This window comes from Flavobacterium sp. (assembly GCF_027482425.1).
Lineage (GTDB): Bacteria > Bacteroidota > Bacteroidia > Flavobacteriales > Flavobacteriaceae > Flavobacterium.
In genome coordinates this window covers 1-21129 of record NZ_JAIXWA010000080.1, presented here as the reverse complement: position 1 = coordinate 21129, position 21129 = coordinate 1, and the positions used below count along the sequence as shown (strand labels likewise).

The following is a 21129-nucleotide window of genomic DNA, read 5'->3' as shown; positions in this document are numbered from 1 at the left end:
TTTTAGAACGTTTGGAAGCCGAAGCTGATTTTCCACAAAATAAAACTTTTGCGCAAGCCAACTTGATGCGGGCGTATTATGAAACTGAAAATTTTGCTCAAGCGGTGGTGTATGCTGATAAAGTTTTGGCCAATCCGAAAACGGATAACAAAATAAAAAGCGATGCCCAAATTATAGTAGCACGCTCGGCGATTAAGTCGGAGGACGAACCCAAAGCGCGTATGGCATATGCTAATTTATTAAAAATTGCAAAAGGCGAATTGGCCGCAGAAGCCTTGTACTATGATGCGTATTTTAAATACAAGGATGGAAAATTTGCCGAATCGAATAAGGTCGTCCAAAAATTGGCTAAGGATTATTCGGGGTACAAATATTTTGGAGCCAAAGGATTGATTGTGATGGCTAAAAATTATTACGGTTTAAAAGACAGTTTCCAAGCCACCGCTATTTTGGAAGGGGTGAGCCAAAACTTTACCGATTACGCCGATGTGGTGCAAGAAGCCCAAGCCGAACTTACTCTTATTAAAGCTGAAGAAGCCAAAACCAATTCATCCCTTGAAAAATAACTGATCCCATGATGAACAAACGTTTGCAATATATCCTACTAAGTAGTGTTTTCCTCAGTGCTTTTGGGGGATATGCTCAAAAACAAGATGAAAATATCGGAACCGAAGTAGTCAATGTGGTAAAGCCATACACCCCTACAATTTCGGATGCCTTCAAAGTGAAAGAAACACCCAGTTTGGACGATGAAGAAACCGCCAAACGGGAAACCATTCAATACACCATTTTTTCTTTTCCAGTGGCGTCAACTTTTACACCAGCGAAAGGTAAGGCAGCAGCTGTGGAACAGGATCCTAAAGCACGCTTGTTTTCCAATTATGCTACCTTGGCAGCCGGAAATTATGGCAATGTTAATGGGGAATTGTTTTTAAACCACAATTTTGAAGATGGGAATTACTTCGGGTTGATGTTACGTCATTTATCGTCCCAAGGGGGAATTAAAAATGTAGAGTTGGATGATAAATTTTCCAACACCAGTTTAGATCTCACCTACGGCGGGAAGTCCAGTACCATGTCATGGGCTGCTGAGGGCGGATACCAACGGCAAGCCTATCGTTGGTATGGCATTAATAGTTATTTTACCGAAGGACTCACTCCCGAACAAGCGGATCTTTTTTATAGTGGTATCGAACCCAAACAAGTGTACCAAACGCTTTATGCTGGGGGACGTTTAGGATTCAATCAAGGGGTATTCAAAGAGGCTGTATTGCGTTATACCCGTTTTTCCGATCGTTTTGATTCGGCCGAAAATCGTGTGGTGCTAAAACCTTCTTTTGCGTTCCCCGTAGCGGGTGAAAATATAGGGTTGGATGTCGTTTTTGACTACCTCAATGGCAGTTTTGCGCGAAACTATGCCGCTGCTACCGAAATCAATTACGGGTTTGCCAATATCGGCGTACAACCCTCGTTTCAATTGACCGACGGTGATTTCTCGGCGCAATTGGGTGCCGCTTTCTTTTACAGTGCAGCTACCGAAGGAGGGGAGAGTCGCTTTTTTATCTATCCCAAAATCAATGTAAGTTATAAAGTTGTCGGTGATATTATGGTTGCTTATGCCGGCGCTGAAGGGAATTTGAAACAAAACGCGTATCGCGATTTTGTGCAAGAAAACTTCTTTGTTTCACCAACCTTAGTCATTACCCCAACCGATCAGAAATACGATATTTTTGTGGGATTAAAAGGAAAACTAGCCAATACAATCGGATATAATGTGCGTGCTTCGTACTTAACCGAAGACAATCGGGCGTTGTTTACCTCCAATACGTATGACAGTTTTTATGCCAATCCCCAGGGCTACAATTGGGCAAATTCGTTTAATATAGTGTATGATAAGTTAAATACAATACAGGTGTTTGGGGAACTTAAAGCGGATATTTCCAAAAATATACAATGGAGCGGTCAAGCTACCATAAGCAGTTTCAGTACCGATGCGCAAGCGGAAGCATGGAATTTACCCGCCATTGAAATGCGTTCCAACATTGATGTCGTTTTTACCCCCAAATGGTATGCTGGCGCCTCAGTTTTTTTTGTAGGAGAACGCAAAGATCAGTTTCGCTATACCGATGATACTGCCGTGGTACAACCTACCTTTATTACCCGAGACATAACTTTAAAAAGTTTTATCGATCTCAACGCACATGTAGGCTATAAGCACAGTGATCGCATTACCTTCTTCTTGCGCGGACACAATTTGACCAATCAAAATTACCAACGTTGGTTCAATTATCCTGTTCAAGGCATACAACTTTTGTTGGGCGCACATTTTAAGTTTGATTTCTAATCGATTCTATCGTAATTTTCCCAACCTGTAAGCTCATCTTGCAGGTTTTTTTATTTATGAAATCCGAAATAAAAACATACTACCAGCAATTGCTGCAAGACCGAATCGATGTCTTTCAAGATATGATTGCCCAGCTCACCACTGGAGCACAAAACGATGCCAAAGGGTCGGCCGGCGACAAACACGAGACCGCCTTATCTATGATGCATTTGGAACAAGAAAAATTGGCTGCGAAGTTGCAAGAAGTACTGCAACAAAAAGCCATCATCGATCGGATTGACCCAACGATACGTCTCACTCGTGTCGCTTTAGGAAGTTTGGTAGAAGTTAGCGGACTCTGGTTGTTTATAGCCGCAGCACTTCCCAAGATCACCCTAGGCAACCAAACTATCTTGGCCGTTTCCCCACAAGCCCCACTGGGAAGTGCTTTATTAGGGCAAACCATAGGCTTTTCAACACAAATAAATGGTAAAAATTATACGATTACAGCGATTTGGTAGTTATATAAAAAATGTAACGCCATGAAATACTGTATCACCCTCCTTGCCTTGTGCATCGCCCCAATGGTTTGTTCTCAGTCCTATGGAGAATTTAAAGTACACGAAAACGGTCTCATTTACTCCCCGGCAGCCGTTGGAAAATTACAACACATTGTCGATTCCTTGAATTTGAAGTTCAAAGTATGTGATTTCAGTAAGCGCTTTCAAAGTGTACCCCAAGCCCAAGGGTATTACGTTGCTTTAAACGGCCCGCAATGCAAAGAAGCATTGGCCGATATGAAGGCAGGAATGGCTCCCGAAACCTTTCGGCAAAAGTACCCAACAGAAACCTATGCCAAGTTGCCTCTTTATGAGCAACGCTACACGGATTACGACAAAAAAACCATGATTACCTGGCAAATGTTGGAGTTGGAGCACAATAATCAATATGGATTGGAATTGCCTTTGGCCGATTATCAAACCCAATTTAAAGAACCCCTAGTTCAAAAATGGGTTTACGCCTATGAGGTTTGGGATTATGACAAAAGTGAACACCTTACCGCTATCTATTTTACATCCGCTCCCACAACGGTTACGTTACCCGACACCTATTCTAGGGCCATACAATATGCTTTGTGTATGATTGATACCACGCAATCAGTGATATTAGCGGATCGAGATCAATATGAACGTTTTGAACGTAAGCACACCAAAGCTTTTGCAAAATTTTGGAACTACTTGGAAAAAAAGTATCCCCGAGCCAAATCACGGCCTTTCAACTACGAATTGGAATTTACTTTATATCGATTGAATAATGACGAAACGCCCGATACCACGGCGGCCTACCCGTATGATTCTATCGCGGAGGTTGATTTTACGCAAGTGGATACGATTGCAGTAGATACAACAGCCGTAGATACAACAGCAGCGGTTATCGACTCCGTAGCCTGGCCTACGGAATCCTTTAAACCTTCGCGTTTATACCGGCGTTTGCAGCAAATGACTAAAGCGGAGCGGCAAGAATTGAGGGCTGAAAATGAAGCCAATAATCGGTACAATTATGCACAAGATAGTATTTGGGAATCCCATTTGGCCGAACGGGTTCAAACGCTTTATGCTACCGACAAAAAGTTCAGCAGTTTGTTGCACAATGCTTATGAGGATGCAAAAAACCGAAATAATTCCAATGCCGATTTGGAACAAGTGGTTGCTTATACGTTAGGCGGAAGAGAAGCGCTAGAAATGAAACGCCGCCGTCGCGTTGTTGGCGGCTGTAGTATGGACCAAAGGCCGCGTATTCATGCCCAAGAAATTGCGGTGCTCGCAGCAGAAACGACACATTGGGAAATCTTTCTTCGCAGTCATTTAGACATTATGAACGATCGGTTTGATCGGGTGAGCGATGGGAGTTATGCCTATGCGGGAAGGAAAACCTATATCCGTGAGTTGGAAGTTTTGGACATCAATCTCACCGATTTGATTTTGGGTATTACATTACGCATTGACAACGCATCACCGAACCATTATTTCAGTTCGATAAGTCGTATGGGACGTGCTTTGGCCGAATCTCAGGATCGAGAGAACCTAGAGAAAACCATCTTAGATACCGTTACTGCTCCCGATTTGGACGTATACAATCGACAATTGTTTTACTATTTATATTTGAATTACGTTTACAATTTACCTGAGTTGGCACATCGGGAAGCGGCGGGAACACGTTTGAATTCTGTCTTGGCGTCCTTGCCTTTTGCCGCGAAAGGGTATGTGAAGAAGGAGTGAGACTTTCATTTTGTAAACAAGAGCGGTATTTGGTAATACCTTTTCTTTATATTTATTTTGATTAAGCGTTTTTTGGTTTTTAATTTAAGCCAAAAAGAGCTTATTGGTTTTAAAATAACATACGATTCTTTAATTTTACTTCCATAATAAAAAAAATAGACGAGGATGTGTGGATTTTTATCCATTATGGGTGCCGAGCATTATGAGATTCATTTTACCATCGAACCGGGAATTGAAATTTTAGAATAATTAGTTTGGTATTTGGAAGCCTATGATGTAATGTCTATTCGGGCGAATATACCGATGTATTTTTTCCGTAGGTTATTCCACAACCATTTCCCGTAAATGAGCGCTGGCCAAACAGTGAGAAAAGGGATTCCCAAGGGGCAAGAAAACCAAGATTCGAGTGGTCGCGTCAATATGGCACTCGTACAAGCCGGTCCAGAAATTGAGAAGACCTCATTACTCATTAAAATAATTTTTTTCAATTAGAAGTTTAGTTTGTTTGTTTGAAAATGCCTGTAGTTACCACTGCAGGCGTTTTCTTTTTGGGATGAAATTAGGTGCTCTAATGGGGGCGTGTCATTTTTACTTTTATAGCCATCTAAAAATCAAGGGTATAGAAACAGGATTTGAAATAGGTCTTTTTTAGGCTTTATTTTTGATTTAAAAGCCGAAACGATTATTAAACATAAATGTTGATAACTTAGCCTACAAATCGCCTTATAACGCTTTAAAATCGTCTTTGATTTTTTATATTTGCGTGTTAGACAAAATTCCGACAGTTACTTATGAGCGAAGAAGTTAAAAAGAACGCGTATTCGGCCGACAGTATTCAGGCGTTAGAAGGAATGGAGCACGTACGGATGCGTCCTTCGATGTATATTGGGGACACCGGCGTACGCGGATTGCACCATTTGGTGTATGAGGTAGTGGACAATTCCATTGACGAGGCTTTGGCAGGTCATTGCGACACCATACGCGTGACCATTAATCCCGACAATTCAATTACCGTTGAAGATAATGGCCGGGGAATTCCGGTGGATTTACATAAAAAAGAAGGCGTTTCTGCCCTTGAGGTGGTAATGACCAAAATTGGAGCCGGAGGGAAGTTTGATAAAGATTCCTATAAAGTTTCCGGTGGTTTGCACGGAGTAGGGGTTTCCTGTGTGAATGCTCTTTCTGATCATTTGCGTGCCACTGTGTATCGCGATGGTAAAGTATGGGAACAAGAGTACGAGCGCGGTAAAGCGATGTATCCTGTGAAGCAAATCGGTACAACCGACAAACGCGGAACGACCGTATCGTTTAAACCCGATGGAACGATTTTTACCCAAACCTTAGAATATTCGTATGATACCCTAGCGGCGCGTATGCGTGAATTGTCGTTTTTGAACAAAGGCATTTCTATTACGTTGACTGATTTACGTCATACTGATGATAAAGGCAATCCCGTAGCTGAAACCTTCCATTCGAAAGAGGGGTTGAAAGAATTCGTTAAATTCTTGGATGGCAACCGAATGCCGATTATTGCCAGCGTGATCAATATGGAAAACGACAAAGGCGAAATTCCAGTAGAGGTAGCATTGATTTACAACGACAGTTATTCGGAAAACATTTTCTCGTATGTGAACAACATCAATACGCATGAGGGAGGAACACACTTGCAAGGCTTCCGAATGGGATTAACGCGTACGTTAAAAAAATATGCTGATGCTTCGGGGATGTTGGACAAATTGAAATTTGAGATTTCAGGGGACGACTTCCGTGAAGGATTAACGGCTATTATTTCGGTAAAAGTAGCCGAACCCCAATTTGAGGGGCAAACCAAAACCAAATTAGGAAACCGTGAAGTAGTTTCACCGGTATCCCAAGCAGTTTCGGAAATGTTGGAGAATTATTTGGAAGAAAATCCGAATGATGCCCGAACGATTGTACAAAAAGTAATCTTAGCGGCTCAAGCGCGTCATGCGGCGAAAAAAGCGCGTGAAATGGTACAACGTAAAACCGTTTTAGGTGGGGGCGGATTACCGGGTAAATTGTCGGACTGTTCGGAGCAAGATCCCGCCAAATGTGAGATTTACTTGGTGGAGGGAGACTCCGCGGGTGGAACAGCTAAACAAGGTCGCGATCGTAATTTTCAAGCGATTCTTCCTTTACGAGGTAAGATTTTGAATGTGGAAAAAGCGATGCATCATAAAGTTTTTGAAAACGAAGAGATTCGCAACATCTTTACGGCGCTTGGCATCACGATTGGTACCGAAGAAGACAGTAAGGCGTTAAATTTAGAAAAATTACGCTACCACAAAGTAATCATCATGACCGATGCCGACGTGGACGGTAGTCACATTTCGACCTTGATTTTGACCTTCTTCTTCCGATTCATGCGCGAGCTGATTGAGGCGGGTCACGTGTATATTGCGTCACCACCGTTGTATATGGTTAAGAAAGGAACGAAAAAAGAGTATGCTTGGAACGACGATCAACGTGATTTGATTTCACAACAAATGGGCGGCGGAACCAGCGTACAGCGTTATAAAGGTTTGGGAGAAATGAACGCGGAGCAGTTGTGGGAAACTACGATGGATCCGAGTATGCGAACGCTGCGTCAGGTGACGATTGATAACCTCACCGAAGCCGACCGCATCTTTTCGATGTTGATGGGGGATGAGGTACCACCGCGCCGTGACTTCATTGAGAAAAATGCAGTCTACGCCAAGATTGATGCCTAACGCCATTTAAAAAAAGAGGCCCTAGCCCCGATCGAAGTGGAAATCCTTTTTTGTTTTTCCGTTGTCAGGAAAACAAAAAAGATTGAAACGGAGCGCGGGAATAGCTTCAAAAAAATATAAAGTAAAACCATTAATTACATTTAAAAATGAAAGTTACGATAGTTGGAGCAGGAAACGTAGGCGCAACATGCGTAGATGCGATTGCTCACCGAAGAATTGCCAGTGAAATTGTAGTCGTAGATATCAAAGAAGGCTTTGCGGAAGGAAAAGCGATGGATATCATGCAAACGCAAACGACTTTAGGATTTAATACGAAAGTGGTTGGTAGTACCAATGATTACAGCAAAACGGCAGGTAGTGATGTGGTGGTGATTACTTCGGGGATTCCAAGAAAACCGGGGATGACCCGTGAGGAGTTGATTGGCATCAATGCGGGTATTGTGAAAGGAGTGGCCGAACAATTGTTGGCACACTCTCCTAACGCGATTGTAGTGGTGGTTTCCAACCCGATGGATACGATGACCTATTTAACGTTGAAAGCTACCGGCTTACCGAAAAACCGTATCATCGGTATGGGGGGTGCGTTGGATAGTTCACGTTTCAAATATTACTTATCGCAAGCGATGAACAAACCCGCGAATGATATTCAAGGCATGGTGATTGGCGGACACGGCGATACGACGATGATTCCGTTGACGCGATTGGCTTCGTATAATGGCGCTCCAGTTTCACAGTTCTTATCAGAAGATGAGTTGGCAAAAGTCGCTGCCGATACGATGGTAGGGGGTGCAACATTAACTGGATTGTTAGGAACTTCAGCGTGGTATGCACCCGGAGCTTCGGTAGCCTATTTGGTGGATGCCATTTTAAACGACCAGAAGAAAATGATTCCTTGTTCGGTGTTTTTAGAAGGCGAATACGGACAAGACGATATTTGCATGGGTGTTCCCTGTATTATTGGTAAAAATGGGGTAGAGCAAATTGTCGATGTGGCCTTAAACGATGCTGAACAAGCTTTGTTTGCGAAAAGCGCGGATGCAGTTCGTGCAATGAACGGCGATTTGAAATCGATTTTGGAATAATTTAATCCTTTCCATATATAAATGAGACCGCATTTTTGCGGTCTTTTTTTTAATAATAAGTGTCCAAATAATTTGTTAATCATTTGGTTAATTTTATATTTGCACGTTTCAAAAAATCTGTCTGCGGGATAGACTGTTGGTTTTTTCTGAGAATCAACCGCTTAGCCTGCGATGGATGTTTTTGGTGAAGAGTTAACAAAAATTAATTAATTTTTAGGAGTAATGCAGAATAAAGGACTCGTTAAGTTTTTTGCAATTTTATTTGCTTTGGTAAGTATTTACCAGCTTTCATTCACTTTTGTAGCGAATGGAATTAAGAAAGACGCCAAGGCATATGCCGAGGAAAAATTGGCACAAATCAAGAAAAAACCTACCCCAGGGCAACCCCTTCCGGAGTTGAATGCACTGGAGGTGAGTTATTTGGATTCATTGAAAAAAGTAGAGGTTTTCAGTCTTGGTTTTGCCGACTACACCTATGAGGATGTAAGCAACAAACAAATCAACAAAGGATTGGACTTGGAAGGAGGGATTAACGTAATCCTTCAGATTTCCGTGAAAGATGTTTTACGTGGTTTAGCCAATGAGTCTAAAAATGCAGTTTTCAATAAAGCGTTGGACAATGCCGCCAAAATACAACAAGGGAACGAGTCCTATTTGGATGCTTTCTTCCGTGCTTTTGATGAAGCAGCCGCGGGAACTTCTGTAAAATTAGCTTCTCCTGATATTTTTGCCAACCGCAACTTGTCGGATGAAATCAACTTCAACATGACCAATGATCAAGTGAAGAAAGTCATCCGTCGTAAAGTAGACGAGTCGGTAGATTCAGCGTTTGGAGTATTGCGCAAGCGTATTGATAAATTTGGGGTAACCCAACCGAATATTGCCAAATTGGGGCAAACAGGTCGTATTTTGGTCGAATTACCCGGAGCTAAAGACGAAGACCGTATCAAGAAATTATTACAGTCTACCGCACAATTAGAGTTTTGGGAAACCTACCGTGTGGATGATTTGGGAGGCTTTTTGCAAACAGCTAATGAAGCGTTGAAAGTTACTGAGAAAGCGACAGCTTCGACAGCTGCGCCTACCGCCAATGACTCTATTGCCAAAATGTTGGGCAACAGCAAATCGAAAGATTCTGTTGCGGGAGCAAAAGGAAACAATCCGTTGTTGGATAAATTTGTGTCTATTGGAGGCGGCCCTGTATTAGCGATTGTTTCGGTTCAAGATACGGCCAAAGTGAATAGCTATTTACGTCGTCCTGAAATTCGCAACTTACTTCCAGCAGACAAGCGTTTTGCGAAGTTTGTATGGAGCAAAGGTACCACGACGAAAGATCCTAAAACCAAGAAAGAGAGTCAAACGTTTGAATTATATGCTTTAAAAGGCAATAAAGACAACAAAGCGCCTTTGAGTGGCGGCGTCATTGTTGATGCGCGTGATACGTTTGACCAAATGGGTAAACCTGCCGTTTCGATGCAAATGAATGGTCAAGGCGCCAAAGTTTGGGAAGAAATGACCGGTAAAGCGTATACCGATAAAGGGTTTATTGCGATTGTATTGGATAATGTGGTGTATTCTGCTCCTGGGGTATCTTCGGGTCCGATTGCCGGTGGACGCTCTGAAATTTCAGGAAACTTTGATGTTGCTGAAACAAAAGACTTAGCCAACGTATTGCGCGCAGGGAAATTGCCAGCAGCGGCTGAAATCGTACAATCTGAGGTGGTTGGACCTTCTTTGGGTCAGAAAGCCATCGATGCTGGAACGATTTCTTCTATCGTAGGATTGATTTTAGTATGTTTCTGGATGATGTTCTACTACGGTAAAGCGGGCTTGTATGCCAATATGGCGTTGATTGTGAATTTATTATTCTTGTTTGGTATTTTAGCTAGTTTAGGAGCGGTATTGACTTTACCCGGTATTGCGGGTATCGTGTTGACTTTGGGAACTGCGGTAGATGCGAATATCATTATTTACGAGCGCGCCAAGGAAGAGTTACGCGATGGCAAATCATTGAGCGATGCTGTTCGTTCTTCCTACGGCTGGAAAGGAGCCATGCGTTCTATCATTGATGCCAACGTTACACACGTGTTGACTGGAGCCATTCTTTTCATCTTCGGAACAGGTCCGATTCAAGGATTTGCAACGACGTTATTGATTGGTATTTTCACAACCTTGTTTACGTCTATCTTTATTGCGCGTATTTTTATTGACAAAGATGTAGCGGGCAACAAACCGTTGGCCTTTACAACCCCTATTACCAAAAACTGGTTTACAGGATTCAATTTTGATTATATCGGCATTAAAAAGTATTCGTATATTTTCTCTTCGTTAGTAGTAGTGGTAAGTTGCGTTTCCTTTTACTTTAATGGTTTGGATGAAGGTGTTGACTTTGTTGGGGGTCGTACGTTCCAAGTGAAGTTTACGAAAGCCATAGAACCTTCTGTGATCTCAGAAGCCTTGACGAAAGAATTTGGAACAACCGTTGAAGCCAAAGTTTTTGGCGATGACGACCAGTTAAAATTAACCACAAAGTACAAAATCAAAGAAGAGTCTGTGGATACTGATAAAGAAGTAAATCAAAAGCTTTACAATGCATTGAAAAGTTATTTCCCTGGTACTTCTTACGAGCAGTTCATTAATAATTATGACGGTAAAAAAATTGGTGTTTTACAGTCTTCCAAAGTAGGGGCTGCGATTTCTGCCGATATCAAAACCAATTCTTTCTGGGCGGTTATTGGTGCTATGGCGATTGTGGGATTGTATTTGATTATTTCGTTCCGCAAATGGCAATACTCTTTGGGAGCGATTGCAGCTGTTTTTCACGATGTGATCTTTGTATTGGGCGTATATTCGTTGTTCTACAAATATGCCCCGTTCCACATGGAAATGGACCAGCACTTCATTGCAGCTATTTTGACCGTAATTGGATACTCTATGAACGATACGGTAATTGTATTTGACCGAGTACGTGAGTTTTTGGCAGGTAACCGTAAAGGACACTTCAAAGATGTAGTGAATGCGTCTATCAATACTACTTTATCCCGTACATTAAACACTTCTTTGACGATGATTATGGTATTGTTAATCATGTTTATTTTTGGTGGAGAATCGATTCGTGGTTTCGTATTTGCGATGTTGATTGGTATTATTGTAGGTACGTATTCCTCTTTGTTTATAGCAACGCCTGTATTGGTTGATACGATGAATAAAAGCGCTATCGATGATATTGAAAAACGTCACTTCACTGATCAGCAGTAAGCGATAAAACTTTAAATAAAAAACGCCATTCTTTAGGGAGTGGCGTTTTTTTTTTGGTTCAGGTAAGATAACTTTTTAGGTGTTTTGATCCAGCAAATTATAAGCAATTGGATTGTTTTTCTTATCGTAAATGAAAGTGGTTTACGTTGTAAATAATGGTTGTTTTCACCTGTAAGTTTTCGTATAAACAATACTCTTGTTTGGTTTTTGACTTGGAAAGGAGCAAGGTAAACTAGCCGAAAAGCTACAAAAAAACGCCCCGAAAGGCGCTTGTTTATTTATGATGTATGCATTTACAATTCAATATCCTCTGGCAATGGTTTTTCTGCCATAAACAAGAAATAAAGTCCTACAAGTATAAATGGAATACTTAACCATTGTCCTGTGGTAAACTGTCCGAAAACATCTTCTAATCCCCCTTGTTTTGATTTGACAAATTCCACAGCAAAACGAATCGACCAAAGGGCAATTAGGAATACCCCAAAGATCAGCCCATGTTTTTCGGCTGCTTTGGTGCGCCAATATAAAAAGAACAACAAGGCAAAGACGAAAATATAGCTAAATGATTCGTACAATTGTGCGGGATGACTGTAAGGTACTTGGGCGAGGAGGGGAGCAAACTTAGGATTGTTGACAAGAGCATTATAGGCTGCATCGGGATTCGGGATGCCTGTTTTGGCCATAATGGTTTCAGGGCTGTAGTATTCGCGAACAAATTTAACTGCAAAAGGGTTGGAGGCATTTGTGGCAACCCCAGTAATTTCGGAGTTGAAAAAATTGCCGATACGAACAAAAACAGCGCCACTTGCTACAGGAATTACCACGCGGTCGAGCACCCAAAGGAGTGGTCGGTTGATAATTTTTTTGCTGTAAAAATACATCGTGATAATGATGGCAATGGCCGCTCCATGACTTGCTAAGCCTGCAAAACCGGTGAATTGGAATTCTGGTTCAAAACGAAACGGTAGCAGGATTTCTAGTTTGTGGTTTCGGAAGTATTCCCAATCGTAGAAGAAGACTTGTCCCAAACGCGCGCCCAATAAAGTCGCAAGTACCGTCCAAATAAACAAAGTGTCCAATTTTTCCATGGATTCTTTTTCATTTTCATAAATACGTTTCATGATGTACCAGCCTAATGCAAAGGCGATGACAAACATGAGGCTATACATACGGATGGTCAAGGGTCCAAGATGGATACCTTCCATAGGGTTCCAAATCATTGTTTTTAGGTATTAGATTACCATCAAAAATAAGGAAATAATTTGGGGTGTGCCTTAAAAATATGTTATAAATCCGATTGTTTTTTGGGCGGGACTGGGTCGTAGCCTGATTTACCCCAAGGGTGACAAGAAAGTATACGTTTGAGACCTAGCCAAGTTCCTTTGATAGGACCGTGTGTGCGTAAGGCTTCCATACAATAGTTGGAACAGGTAGGATGAAAGCGACAAGTCGCAGGCATAAAAGGTGAAATGGCTACTTGATAAAAGCGAATGATTATCAGTAGGGGCGCTACGATAATTTTCTTTACCATGCGTTTACAGGATAAATGTTGTCCCGTCTTTGCCATCTTTTAAGGTGATGCCTAAAGCGGCCAAACGATCGCGAATTTCGTCGGAAAGCCCCCAGTTTTTATCGGCACGGGCTTGGTTTCGCATGGCAATAAGCATTTCGATGACCCCTGATAATTTATTGCTATGAGACGCTTCTTTTTTACTGTTGCGAAGTCCCAAAACTTCAAAGACAAAGGCTTTTAATGTTTGGTGCAAACGTTCCATGTCGGCAGCAGTTAATGTTTCCTTTTGATCATTGACTAGATTGATCCAACGTACGCCTTCAAACAAATGGGCCATCAAAATGGTAGTATTGAAATCATCGTTCATGGCTTCATAACAAGACGCAATCCATTCAGAAACATTTAAAGTCGATGTGTTACCCGGTTTGAGTTTTTCGATGAGGTCAATGGCTTCCATGAGACGTTGGTATCCTTTTTCACTAGCCATCATCGCTTCATTGGAAATGTCGAGTACGCTTCGGTAGTGGGCTTGCAGAAAACAAAATCGAACGACAGCAGGATCAAAAGCTTTTTCAAAGAAGGTATTGGTTCCTTCAAATAAATCCATGGGTAAAATATAGTTTCCAGTCGATTTGCTCATGCGCAAACTATTCATGGTGAGCATATTGGCGTGCATCCAGTACCGTACAGGGTCTTTGCCATTACACGCTTTTCCTTGGGCCACTTCGCACTCGTGGTGGGGAAATTTTAGATCCAACCCTCCTCCGTGAATATCAAATTGTTCGCCAAGGTATTTGGTACTCATTGCGGTACACTCTAGGTGCCAACCGGGAAATCCTTCGCCCCAAGGGGAATTCCAACGCATAATATGTGCTGGGGAGGCTTTTTTCCAGAGGGCAAAATCTTGAGGGTTTTTCTTTTCATCTTGACCGTCTAAGTCTCGTGTATTGGCCAGAAGTTCCTCAATATTACGGTTGCTTAATTCGCCGTAATTGAGCCCTTTTTGGTTGTATGCCAACACGTCAAAGTAAACTGATCCGTTGCTTTCATAAGCAAATCCGGTTTCAATAAGCTTTTGGGTCAATTCTATTTGTTCTACAATATGCCCCGTAGCTGTAGGTTCAATACTGGGAGGCAACAAGTTGAAAAGCTCAAGCACCCGATGAAAGTCAACGGTATATTTTTGTACCACTTCCATGGGTTCTAGTTTTTCCAAACGCGATTGTTTTACAAAGCGATCATTGTCAACGTTACCGTCGTCGGTGAGGTGTCCCGCATCGGTGATGTTGCGTACATAGCGAACTTTGTACCCAACATGCGTGAGGTAGCGGTAAATCATATCAAAACTCATGAACGTACGTAGATTTCCCATATGTACATTGCTATACACAGTTGGCCCACAGACATACATGCCCACATTGCCCTCCACTAAAGGGGTAAATACCTCTTTGTTTCCGGTGAGTGAATTGTAAATTTTAAGCGTTTGGTTTTGATAAAGTGGATTCATGATGTTTAGAATTGGGTATCCAATTTAATATATTCTAAAAATTCACGGCGAACGCCTTCATCTTTGAATTTACCGCCAAATTCAGCGGTTACCGTACTGCTTTCAATGTCGCGAATTCCACGTGAGTTGACGCATAAATGCTTGGCATCGATGATACATGCTACATCTTCGGTGTTTAAAACCTGTTGCAATTCGCGAACGATTTGTATGGTAAGGCGTTCTTGTACTTGGGGGCGCTTCGCGTAATAATCAACGATGCGATTCATTTTGGAAAGACCAACCACTTTTCCGTTGGAAATGTAGGCTACATGAGCTCGACCTACGATAGGAAGTAGGTGATGTTCACAAGTAGAATACACGGTGATGTTTTTTTCCACAAGCATTTCGTTGTATTTGTACTTATTTTCAAAAGTTGACGAACTTGGTTTTTTTTGAGGATTGAGTCCGCCAAAAATTTCTTTCACAAACATTTTAGCCACACGATTTGGGGTCCCTTTGAGGCTGTCGTCGGAGAGGTCCATACCCAAAGTATTTAGGATGTTTTGTACATCTTTTTTGATCAACTCAATTTTCTGTTCTTCAGTTAGTTCAAAGGCATCGGAGCGAAGGGGGGTTGACTCGTTTGTGGCGATGTGATTATTGCCAATATCGTCGTGTAATTGATCTTCAGAAATCATGCGTCAGTAAGCGTTTTTTGCTAAAAATTGAACCACAAAGATAGCTATAAATGGCTTAAAAAGCTCAGATTCTCATTCAAATTTAAAAAATGCGAATTTTAAGAAATTGTTACTATTATTTTAACTATTTTTAGACCTTAAAAATTACGCTCGAATGAAACTTTTTACGCTCAAATTACTCTTTATTTCTCTGTTTATTAATCAGTTAAACGCTCAAAATTTATTGGTTAATGGCGATTTTGAATCGGGAGGAGTAGGGGTTGGTTTTAACATAAATGCGACGGGATATACCTTTGTAGCCGCTCCAACGGGGACGACTGGTGCTGGGGATTATGCCATAGCGACAAATCCTCAACCGTACAATACTACCAATTTTATTTCTACGGGGGATCACCCTACGGGTACAGGAAGAATGATGTGGTTTGACGGCAGTTCCGATGGTGGAAATCCAAGTTTTTGGAAGGCTGGAAATACGGGTGGAGGCGTTTGTGGTTTGGTGGTTGGTGCTACCTATACGTTTCGGTATTGGGTGCGTTCGATTTCGCCTAATGTAACAGGTCCTTCTACACAAGCCGATATTCGTGTGGTGTTCAATAATGCAACGGTGACGTCTTCACCAGCTTCAACTTTGGCACCACTCACTACTGCGGGGTGGGAGCAACGTGTGTATACTTTTACCCCAACAAATTCTTGCGTAAATATTGAATTGCGTAATTTCAACACAAGTTTTGTAGGCAATGATTTTGCCATTGATAATTTGGCTGTGCTACCTCCGCCTCAAGCCTTAGGAGTTCGATTTTCAACGGTAAGTCCGTTGTGTGCTACTCCCGCAACTGGCTCTATTTCCTTGTATGGAATTGGGGGAACGGCTCCCTATACGAACTTCGCTGTTACCGGTCCTGTTTCACAAAATAATACAACGGGAATTTTTCCTAATTTACCAGTGGGTACGTATACCGTAAGCGTAACCGATACAGCTGGGAATACCGCTTCACAAAGTAACGTAACTATTCTTCCAGCCCTCAATCCGTTGATTGTTTCTCCCAATACGAGTATATGTTCAGGAGGAAATACCACATTATCTGTAAATGGAGGAACCACTTACACTTGGACAGCTTCACCTGCAGATCCTTCATTAACGACCCCTACAAGTGCCACCCCCGTGGTGAGTCCCACAGCAACTACTACTTACACCGTAAGTTCACCTGCAAATGTCACCCGAAATTTAATTTTCAATGGTGATTTTTCGCAAGGGAATATTGGATTTGCATCAGATTATTTTTTCGTAAGTCCAACAAATACCTCAGGGGCACAGCAATTATATGGTGTTGTAAGTAATCCAAATGCTTGGTATACTTCCTTTGTAAACTGTCCTGACCATACAAATGGTTCTGGTAATATGATGGTGGTTGATGGTTCTGTGTCTAATTCGGGAAATAATGTTGTGTGGGGTCAAGCAATTCCGGTAACAACAAATACAACTTATACTTTTTCGTACTGGGCTCAATCGTTGTCACCAAATAATTTTGCTACACTACAAGTTAAAATCAACGGTACAGTATTAGGAACAGCACAAGCACCATCAACGATTGTTTGTGGTAATTGGACACAAGTAACCTATACATGGAATTCAGGAGCAAGTACAACAGCACAAATTTCAATAAATGATACCAATACTGCTGCCGATGGTAATGACTTTGCCTTGGATGATATTGCATTTACGACGAATGTCACCTGTAATGCAACGCAATCGGTAACAGTGACGGTTTCGACCCTATCGATTTCAGTTCCTTCGAATCAAACCTATTGTACTGGGGCTAACGTTCCTGTGCAAATATTTACGAGTTCACAGCCGGGAACTACTTTTTCATGGACCAATTCAAATCCCAATTTAACAATAGGAGGATCAGGATCGGGGAATATTTCTTCATTTACAGCAAGCAATAACACCACAATTCCCCAAACGGCAACAATTACTGTTACGGGTTCTCTAAGTGGATGTGCCGATGTGACTTCCTCCTATACTATAACGGTCAATCCTAGACCAGAGGTAATGGTCAATAATGTAGTGAAGTGTTTGGGGGATAATTCACCAGCAGTTATTACAGCAACACCATCCTATCCGGGTACCTATACCTATACTTGGACTGTTCCAACGGGTGTGCCCCCTCCTGGAAATGTGGCCTCCTTTAATACAACGGTACCAGGGAGTTATTCAGTCACGATTACCAATACTATCAGTGGGTGCTCGGCTACTGCTCCGTTTCCAGGCGTATTTTCAATACTAACGGATTGTTGTACCAATGATTTTGATGTTACAGCGACCGATCAATTGCTTTGTAACGATACCAGTTGTTCGGTATTGAATGCTAGTTTTCTCGATATTAAAGATACGACCACCTATACGGTAAGTTCGATTCCTTTTGCTCCAGAGAATCCTCTGGGGGTTTTTCCAACAGCACTTTGCGTTCAAGACGATTCATATTCTGGAGTTGTAACAATGCCTTTTCAATTTAGTTTTTTTGGACAATGTTATAATCAATTTCAATTAAGCACCAATACATATTTAACATTTACGCCAAACAACCCCAATTGTGGTGGGGGAAGTCCTTGGCCTTTTTCACAACCTATTCCGAATCTAGGTGCCCAAAATGCAGAATATTTGAATTCTATTTTCTTTCCAATGCAGGATACCAATCCAGCGGTTCCCTCTAATCCAGCGGTTCAGATCAATTATATCGTAGATGGAATTGCTCCTTGTCGAAAACTAATTGTCAATGTGCGCAATATGCCATTATTCTCTTGTGGTACGGCTCAAGGTCTTCAAGAGAGTCAGTTGGTTTTGTATGAAGGTACCAATGTGATTGATATTCATGTAACTAGACGTTCGGTTTGTCCAAATTGGAATGGTGGAAATGGGGTTATAGGTATCCTCAATGCTTCAGGAACATTGGGTTACACCCCCATTGGACGAAACACTGGAACATGGCCAGCGAACAATGAATCTTGGCGTTTTACTCCTTCAGGCAATTCTTTAACTACTATTCAATGGTTGGATGGTGCTACGGTTATTGGAAATACACCAAGTCTAGCTGTTTGTCCAACCTCTACAAAAACGTATACTGCACAAGTGCGGTATAACATTTGTGGTACGGTTCGAACCGTGACCAAACCTATCACCATAGAAGTTAGTCCCGATGATACGCAGCCAGCCCAAGCTATTGAAAATTGTTTGCCAAATAATGTTTTCAATTTAACTACGAATGAGCCAACAGTATTAGGACCATTAGTGGGTACGGGTGATTATGAAGTGTATTATTACACCAATCAATCGGATGCTGAAAATTTAGCAGTCAATGCAATTGCCAATCCTTCTGCTTATGTATTGAGTTCAGGAACGAGTCAAACCATTTACATGAGTTTGTATAATATTTTTACGGGTTGTATTCGTATTCGTCCGTTTAATATTTCTATGGTAGATTGTTCTTTGTGTCCAACAATTTCAAATCCATCTGCTACTCAAGTATTGTGTTTAGGTGCCGATGTAAATCCATTATCGGTTTCTACAACGTTTACAGGAACTAATGCGATTTCCTTTGTTTATTTCACTACGCCTCAAGTAGGAAACAATATGTATACTGGTGGAACCTTGTTAGGTAATTCCACACCCAATGCTTCAAATGTGGCGACTTACAACCCTGGGATATTAGGAACAGCAGGTTCACTTCCCAATGTGTTAGGAACATATTATGTATATGCAATTGCCAATCCAGCACCTAGTGATCCTACGTGTAGGCCTTTTGCATTAATTGAAGTTAATGTGGTTTCAAGCGCTACTATCTTACTGACCTCTACACCAGCTACTTCAAATCAGACTGTTTGTGAAAACACACCAATCACACCTATTACGTATACATTCAGTGGGGCGACGGGTGCAAACGTTACAGGCTTACCACCAGGAGTAAGTTTTGCTGTCAGTGGAACAACGCTTACTATTTCAGGAACACCAACAACAACTGTCGGATCGCCTTTCAATTATACCGTAACATTAACAGGGGTAGGATGTGGTAATCCAACAGCTACAGGGTCGATTACCGTAAATCCGGGTGCTTTTTTAAATTTAACCTCAGCACCTGCTACAGCCAATCAAACCATTTGTCTTAATCAGCCCATTATTCCTATTACGTATAGTTTTGGTGGAACGGCTTCTGGAGCTACGGTTTCTGGATTGCCAACTGGGGTTAGTTTTGGAATATCGGGTACTACTTTGACCATTTCAGGTACACCCACAACGACTACAGGTTCTCCCTTTACTTTCACCGTTTCAACAACAGGTGGTAGTTGTGGTTCACCAACGGTTACGGGTACTATTACTATAGAACCCGTTGGAACATTGAATTTAACATCTGCTGGAGCTACAGCAAACCAAACAGTTTGTGCTAATTCACCAATAACTTCTATAACGTATACTTTTGGGGGAACGGTAACGGGCGCTACAGTTGCTGGATTACCTTCAGGAGTTACGGCAGCTATTAGTGGAAATACGGTTACCATTAATGGTACTCCCACGACAGCGGTAGGTTCCCCATTTAATTACACGGTTTCTACAACAGGTGGAAATTGTGGTACACCCACGTTGACAGGAACAATTACTGTAAATCCAGTTACTACTCTCAATTTAACGTCAGCCGCTGGAACGGCTAATCAAACTATTTGTGTTAATTCACCGATTACACCCATAGTATATAGTTTTGGGGGTTCTGCTTCTGGAATTGTGGCAAGTGGTTTACCTGCTGGGTTGATTCAAACGGTTTCTGGAAATACCATAACCATTAGTGGCTCACCATCGACAATTACAGGTTCACCATTTACAATAACAGTTCAAACAACGGGAGGAAATTGTGGTACGCCATCCTTGACGGCAACCTTAACAGTTCAACCTCAAGCAACGCTCGTTTTGACTTCCGCTGTAGCGACAATCAACCAAACCTTGTGTGTGAATACTCCAATAACTGATATTGTATACACATTTGGTGGAACAGCAACCGGTGTTAACGTTGTAGGTTTGCCCCCGGGATTGAATGTTCAAGTAGTTGGTAATGTGGCCACTATTTCAGGAATACCAACAAATAATGCAGGATCTCCATTCAACTATACGATTACAACTACAGGAGGAACGTGCGGAGCACCTTCTTTAACAGGAACAGTAACGGTTAACATAGGAGCTACTCTCGTACTAAGTTCAACGCCATTTTTGGCGAATCAAACGGTTTGTATCAACGAACCAATTACCAATATCGAGTATACATTTGGTGGATCAGCTACTGGGGCAACAGTTACGGGGCTTCCAACTGGTGTAACGGCATCCATTTCAGGGAATTCAATCATCATTAGTGGAACTCCGAGTGTTTTAGCGGGTTCACCATATATATTTAATGTGGCAACTAGTGGAGGAACTTGTGGTGCGCCCACCTTGACTGGAACGATTACGGTGCAACCGTTGGCAACTTTAGCACTGACATCAGCGCCTGCTACTGCGGCACAAACGGTGTGTGAAAACGGTGCGATCAACGCTATTACGTATACTTTCGGCGGAACGGCTACGGGTGCTACAGTAGCTGGTTTGCCCAATGGTGTGTCGGCTTCGGTAACGGGTAACACGGTTACGATAACTGGTGCTCCCGTTTCAGCAGTGGGTTCACCGTATACTTATACCGTTACAACGACAGGTGGTGCTTGTGGCTTCCCATCCTTAACG

11 protein-coding genes and 1 pseudogene are annotated in these 21129 nt (G+C 42.0%); 8 read left to right on the top strand and 4 right to left on the bottom strand.

Going from position 1 to position 21129, the window contains the following annotated elements:
* The 7 genes and pseudogenes from Q0037_RS11635 to secDF form a co-directional block, all read left to right on the top strand.
* A pseudogene (locus Q0037_RS11635) lies at positions 1–566 on the top strand (hypothetical protein); the annotation flags it as partial.
* 8 nt (positions 567–574) lie between these two features.
* Positions 575–2344 carry a TonB-dependent receptor gene (locus Q0037_RS11630; RefSeq protein ID WP_297518566.1) on the top strand — a complete coding sequence of 590 codons (1770 nt, stop codon included), beginning with the start codon at positions 575–577 and terminating at the stop codon, positions 2342–2344.
* 56 nt (positions 2345–2400) lie between these two features.
* Positions 2401–2844, top strand: a complete 444-nt coding sequence (locus Q0037_RS11625; RefSeq protein ID WP_297518564.1) for a hypothetical protein — start codon at positions 2401–2403, stop codon at positions 2842–2844.
* A 21-nt stretch (positions 2845–2865) separates the two neighbouring features.
* Positions 2866–4602 (top strand): hypothetical protein, encoded by a 1737-nt coding sequence (locus Q0037_RS11620; protein WP_297518562.1) that lies wholly within the window; start codon positions 2866–2868, stop codon positions 4600–4602.
* A gap of 791 nt (positions 4603–5393) precedes the next feature.
* The gene (gene gyrB, locus Q0037_RS11610; RefSeq protein WP_297518560.1) at positions 5394–7334 is read left to right on the top strand and encodes a DNA topoisomerase (ATP-hydrolyzing) subunit B; all 1941 of its coding nucleotides are present in this window, start codon (positions 5394–5396) and stop codon (positions 7332–7334) included.
* Between the two features lie 146 nt (positions 7335–7480).
* The gene (locus Q0037_RS11605; RefSeq protein WP_297518558.1) at positions 7481–8416 is read left to right on the top strand and encodes a malate dehydrogenase; all 936 of its coding nucleotides are present in this window, start codon (positions 7481–7483) and stop codon (positions 8414–8416) included.
* A gap of 222 nt (positions 8417–8638) precedes the next feature.
* Positions 8639–11674, top strand: coding sequence for a protein translocase subunit SecDF (gene secDF, locus Q0037_RS11600; protein WP_297518556.1), 3036 nt, complete (start codon positions 8639–8641; stop codon positions 11672–11674).
* 293 nt (positions 11675–11967) lie between these two features.
* On the opposite strand, the gene lgt is transcribed toward secDF, so the two are convergent.
* The 4 genes from lgt to folE all read right to left on the bottom strand — a co-directional run bounded on the left by lgt (position 11968) and on the right by folE (position 15371).
* Positions 11968–12894, bottom strand: coding sequence for a prolipoprotein diacylglyceryl transferase (lgt, locus tag Q0037_RS11595; RefSeq protein ID WP_297518554.1), 927 nt, complete (start codon positions 12892–12894; stop codon positions 11968–11970).
* 65 nt (positions 12895–12959) lie between these two features.
* Positions 12960–13241, bottom strand: coding sequence for a membrane protein insertion efficiency factor YidD (gene yidD / locus Q0037_RS11590; protein WP_297518552.1), 282 nt, complete (start codon positions 13239–13241; stop codon positions 12960–12962).
* Positions 13210–14694 (bottom strand): cysteine--tRNA ligase, encoded by a 1485-nt coding sequence (cysS, locus tag Q0037_RS11585; protein WP_297518550.1) that lies wholly within the window; start codon positions 14692–14694, stop codon positions 13210–13212. The genes yidD and cysS overlap by 32 nt, the downstream gene beginning before the upstream one ends.
* Positions 14695–14699: 5 nt before the next feature.
* Positions 14700–15371: a GTP cyclohydrolase I FolE gene (folE, locus tag Q0037_RS11580; RefSeq protein WP_297518548.1), complete on the bottom strand. Its 672-nt coding sequence runs from the start codon at positions 15369–15371 to the stop codon at positions 14700–14702.
* A gap of 154 nt (positions 15372–15525) precedes the next feature.
* Here folE and Q0037_RS11575 point away from each other — a divergent pair.
* A partial coding sequence (locus Q0037_RS11575; RefSeq protein ID WP_297518546.1) for a hypothetical protein occupies positions 15526–21129 on the top strand: 5604 nt, incomplete at its 3' end.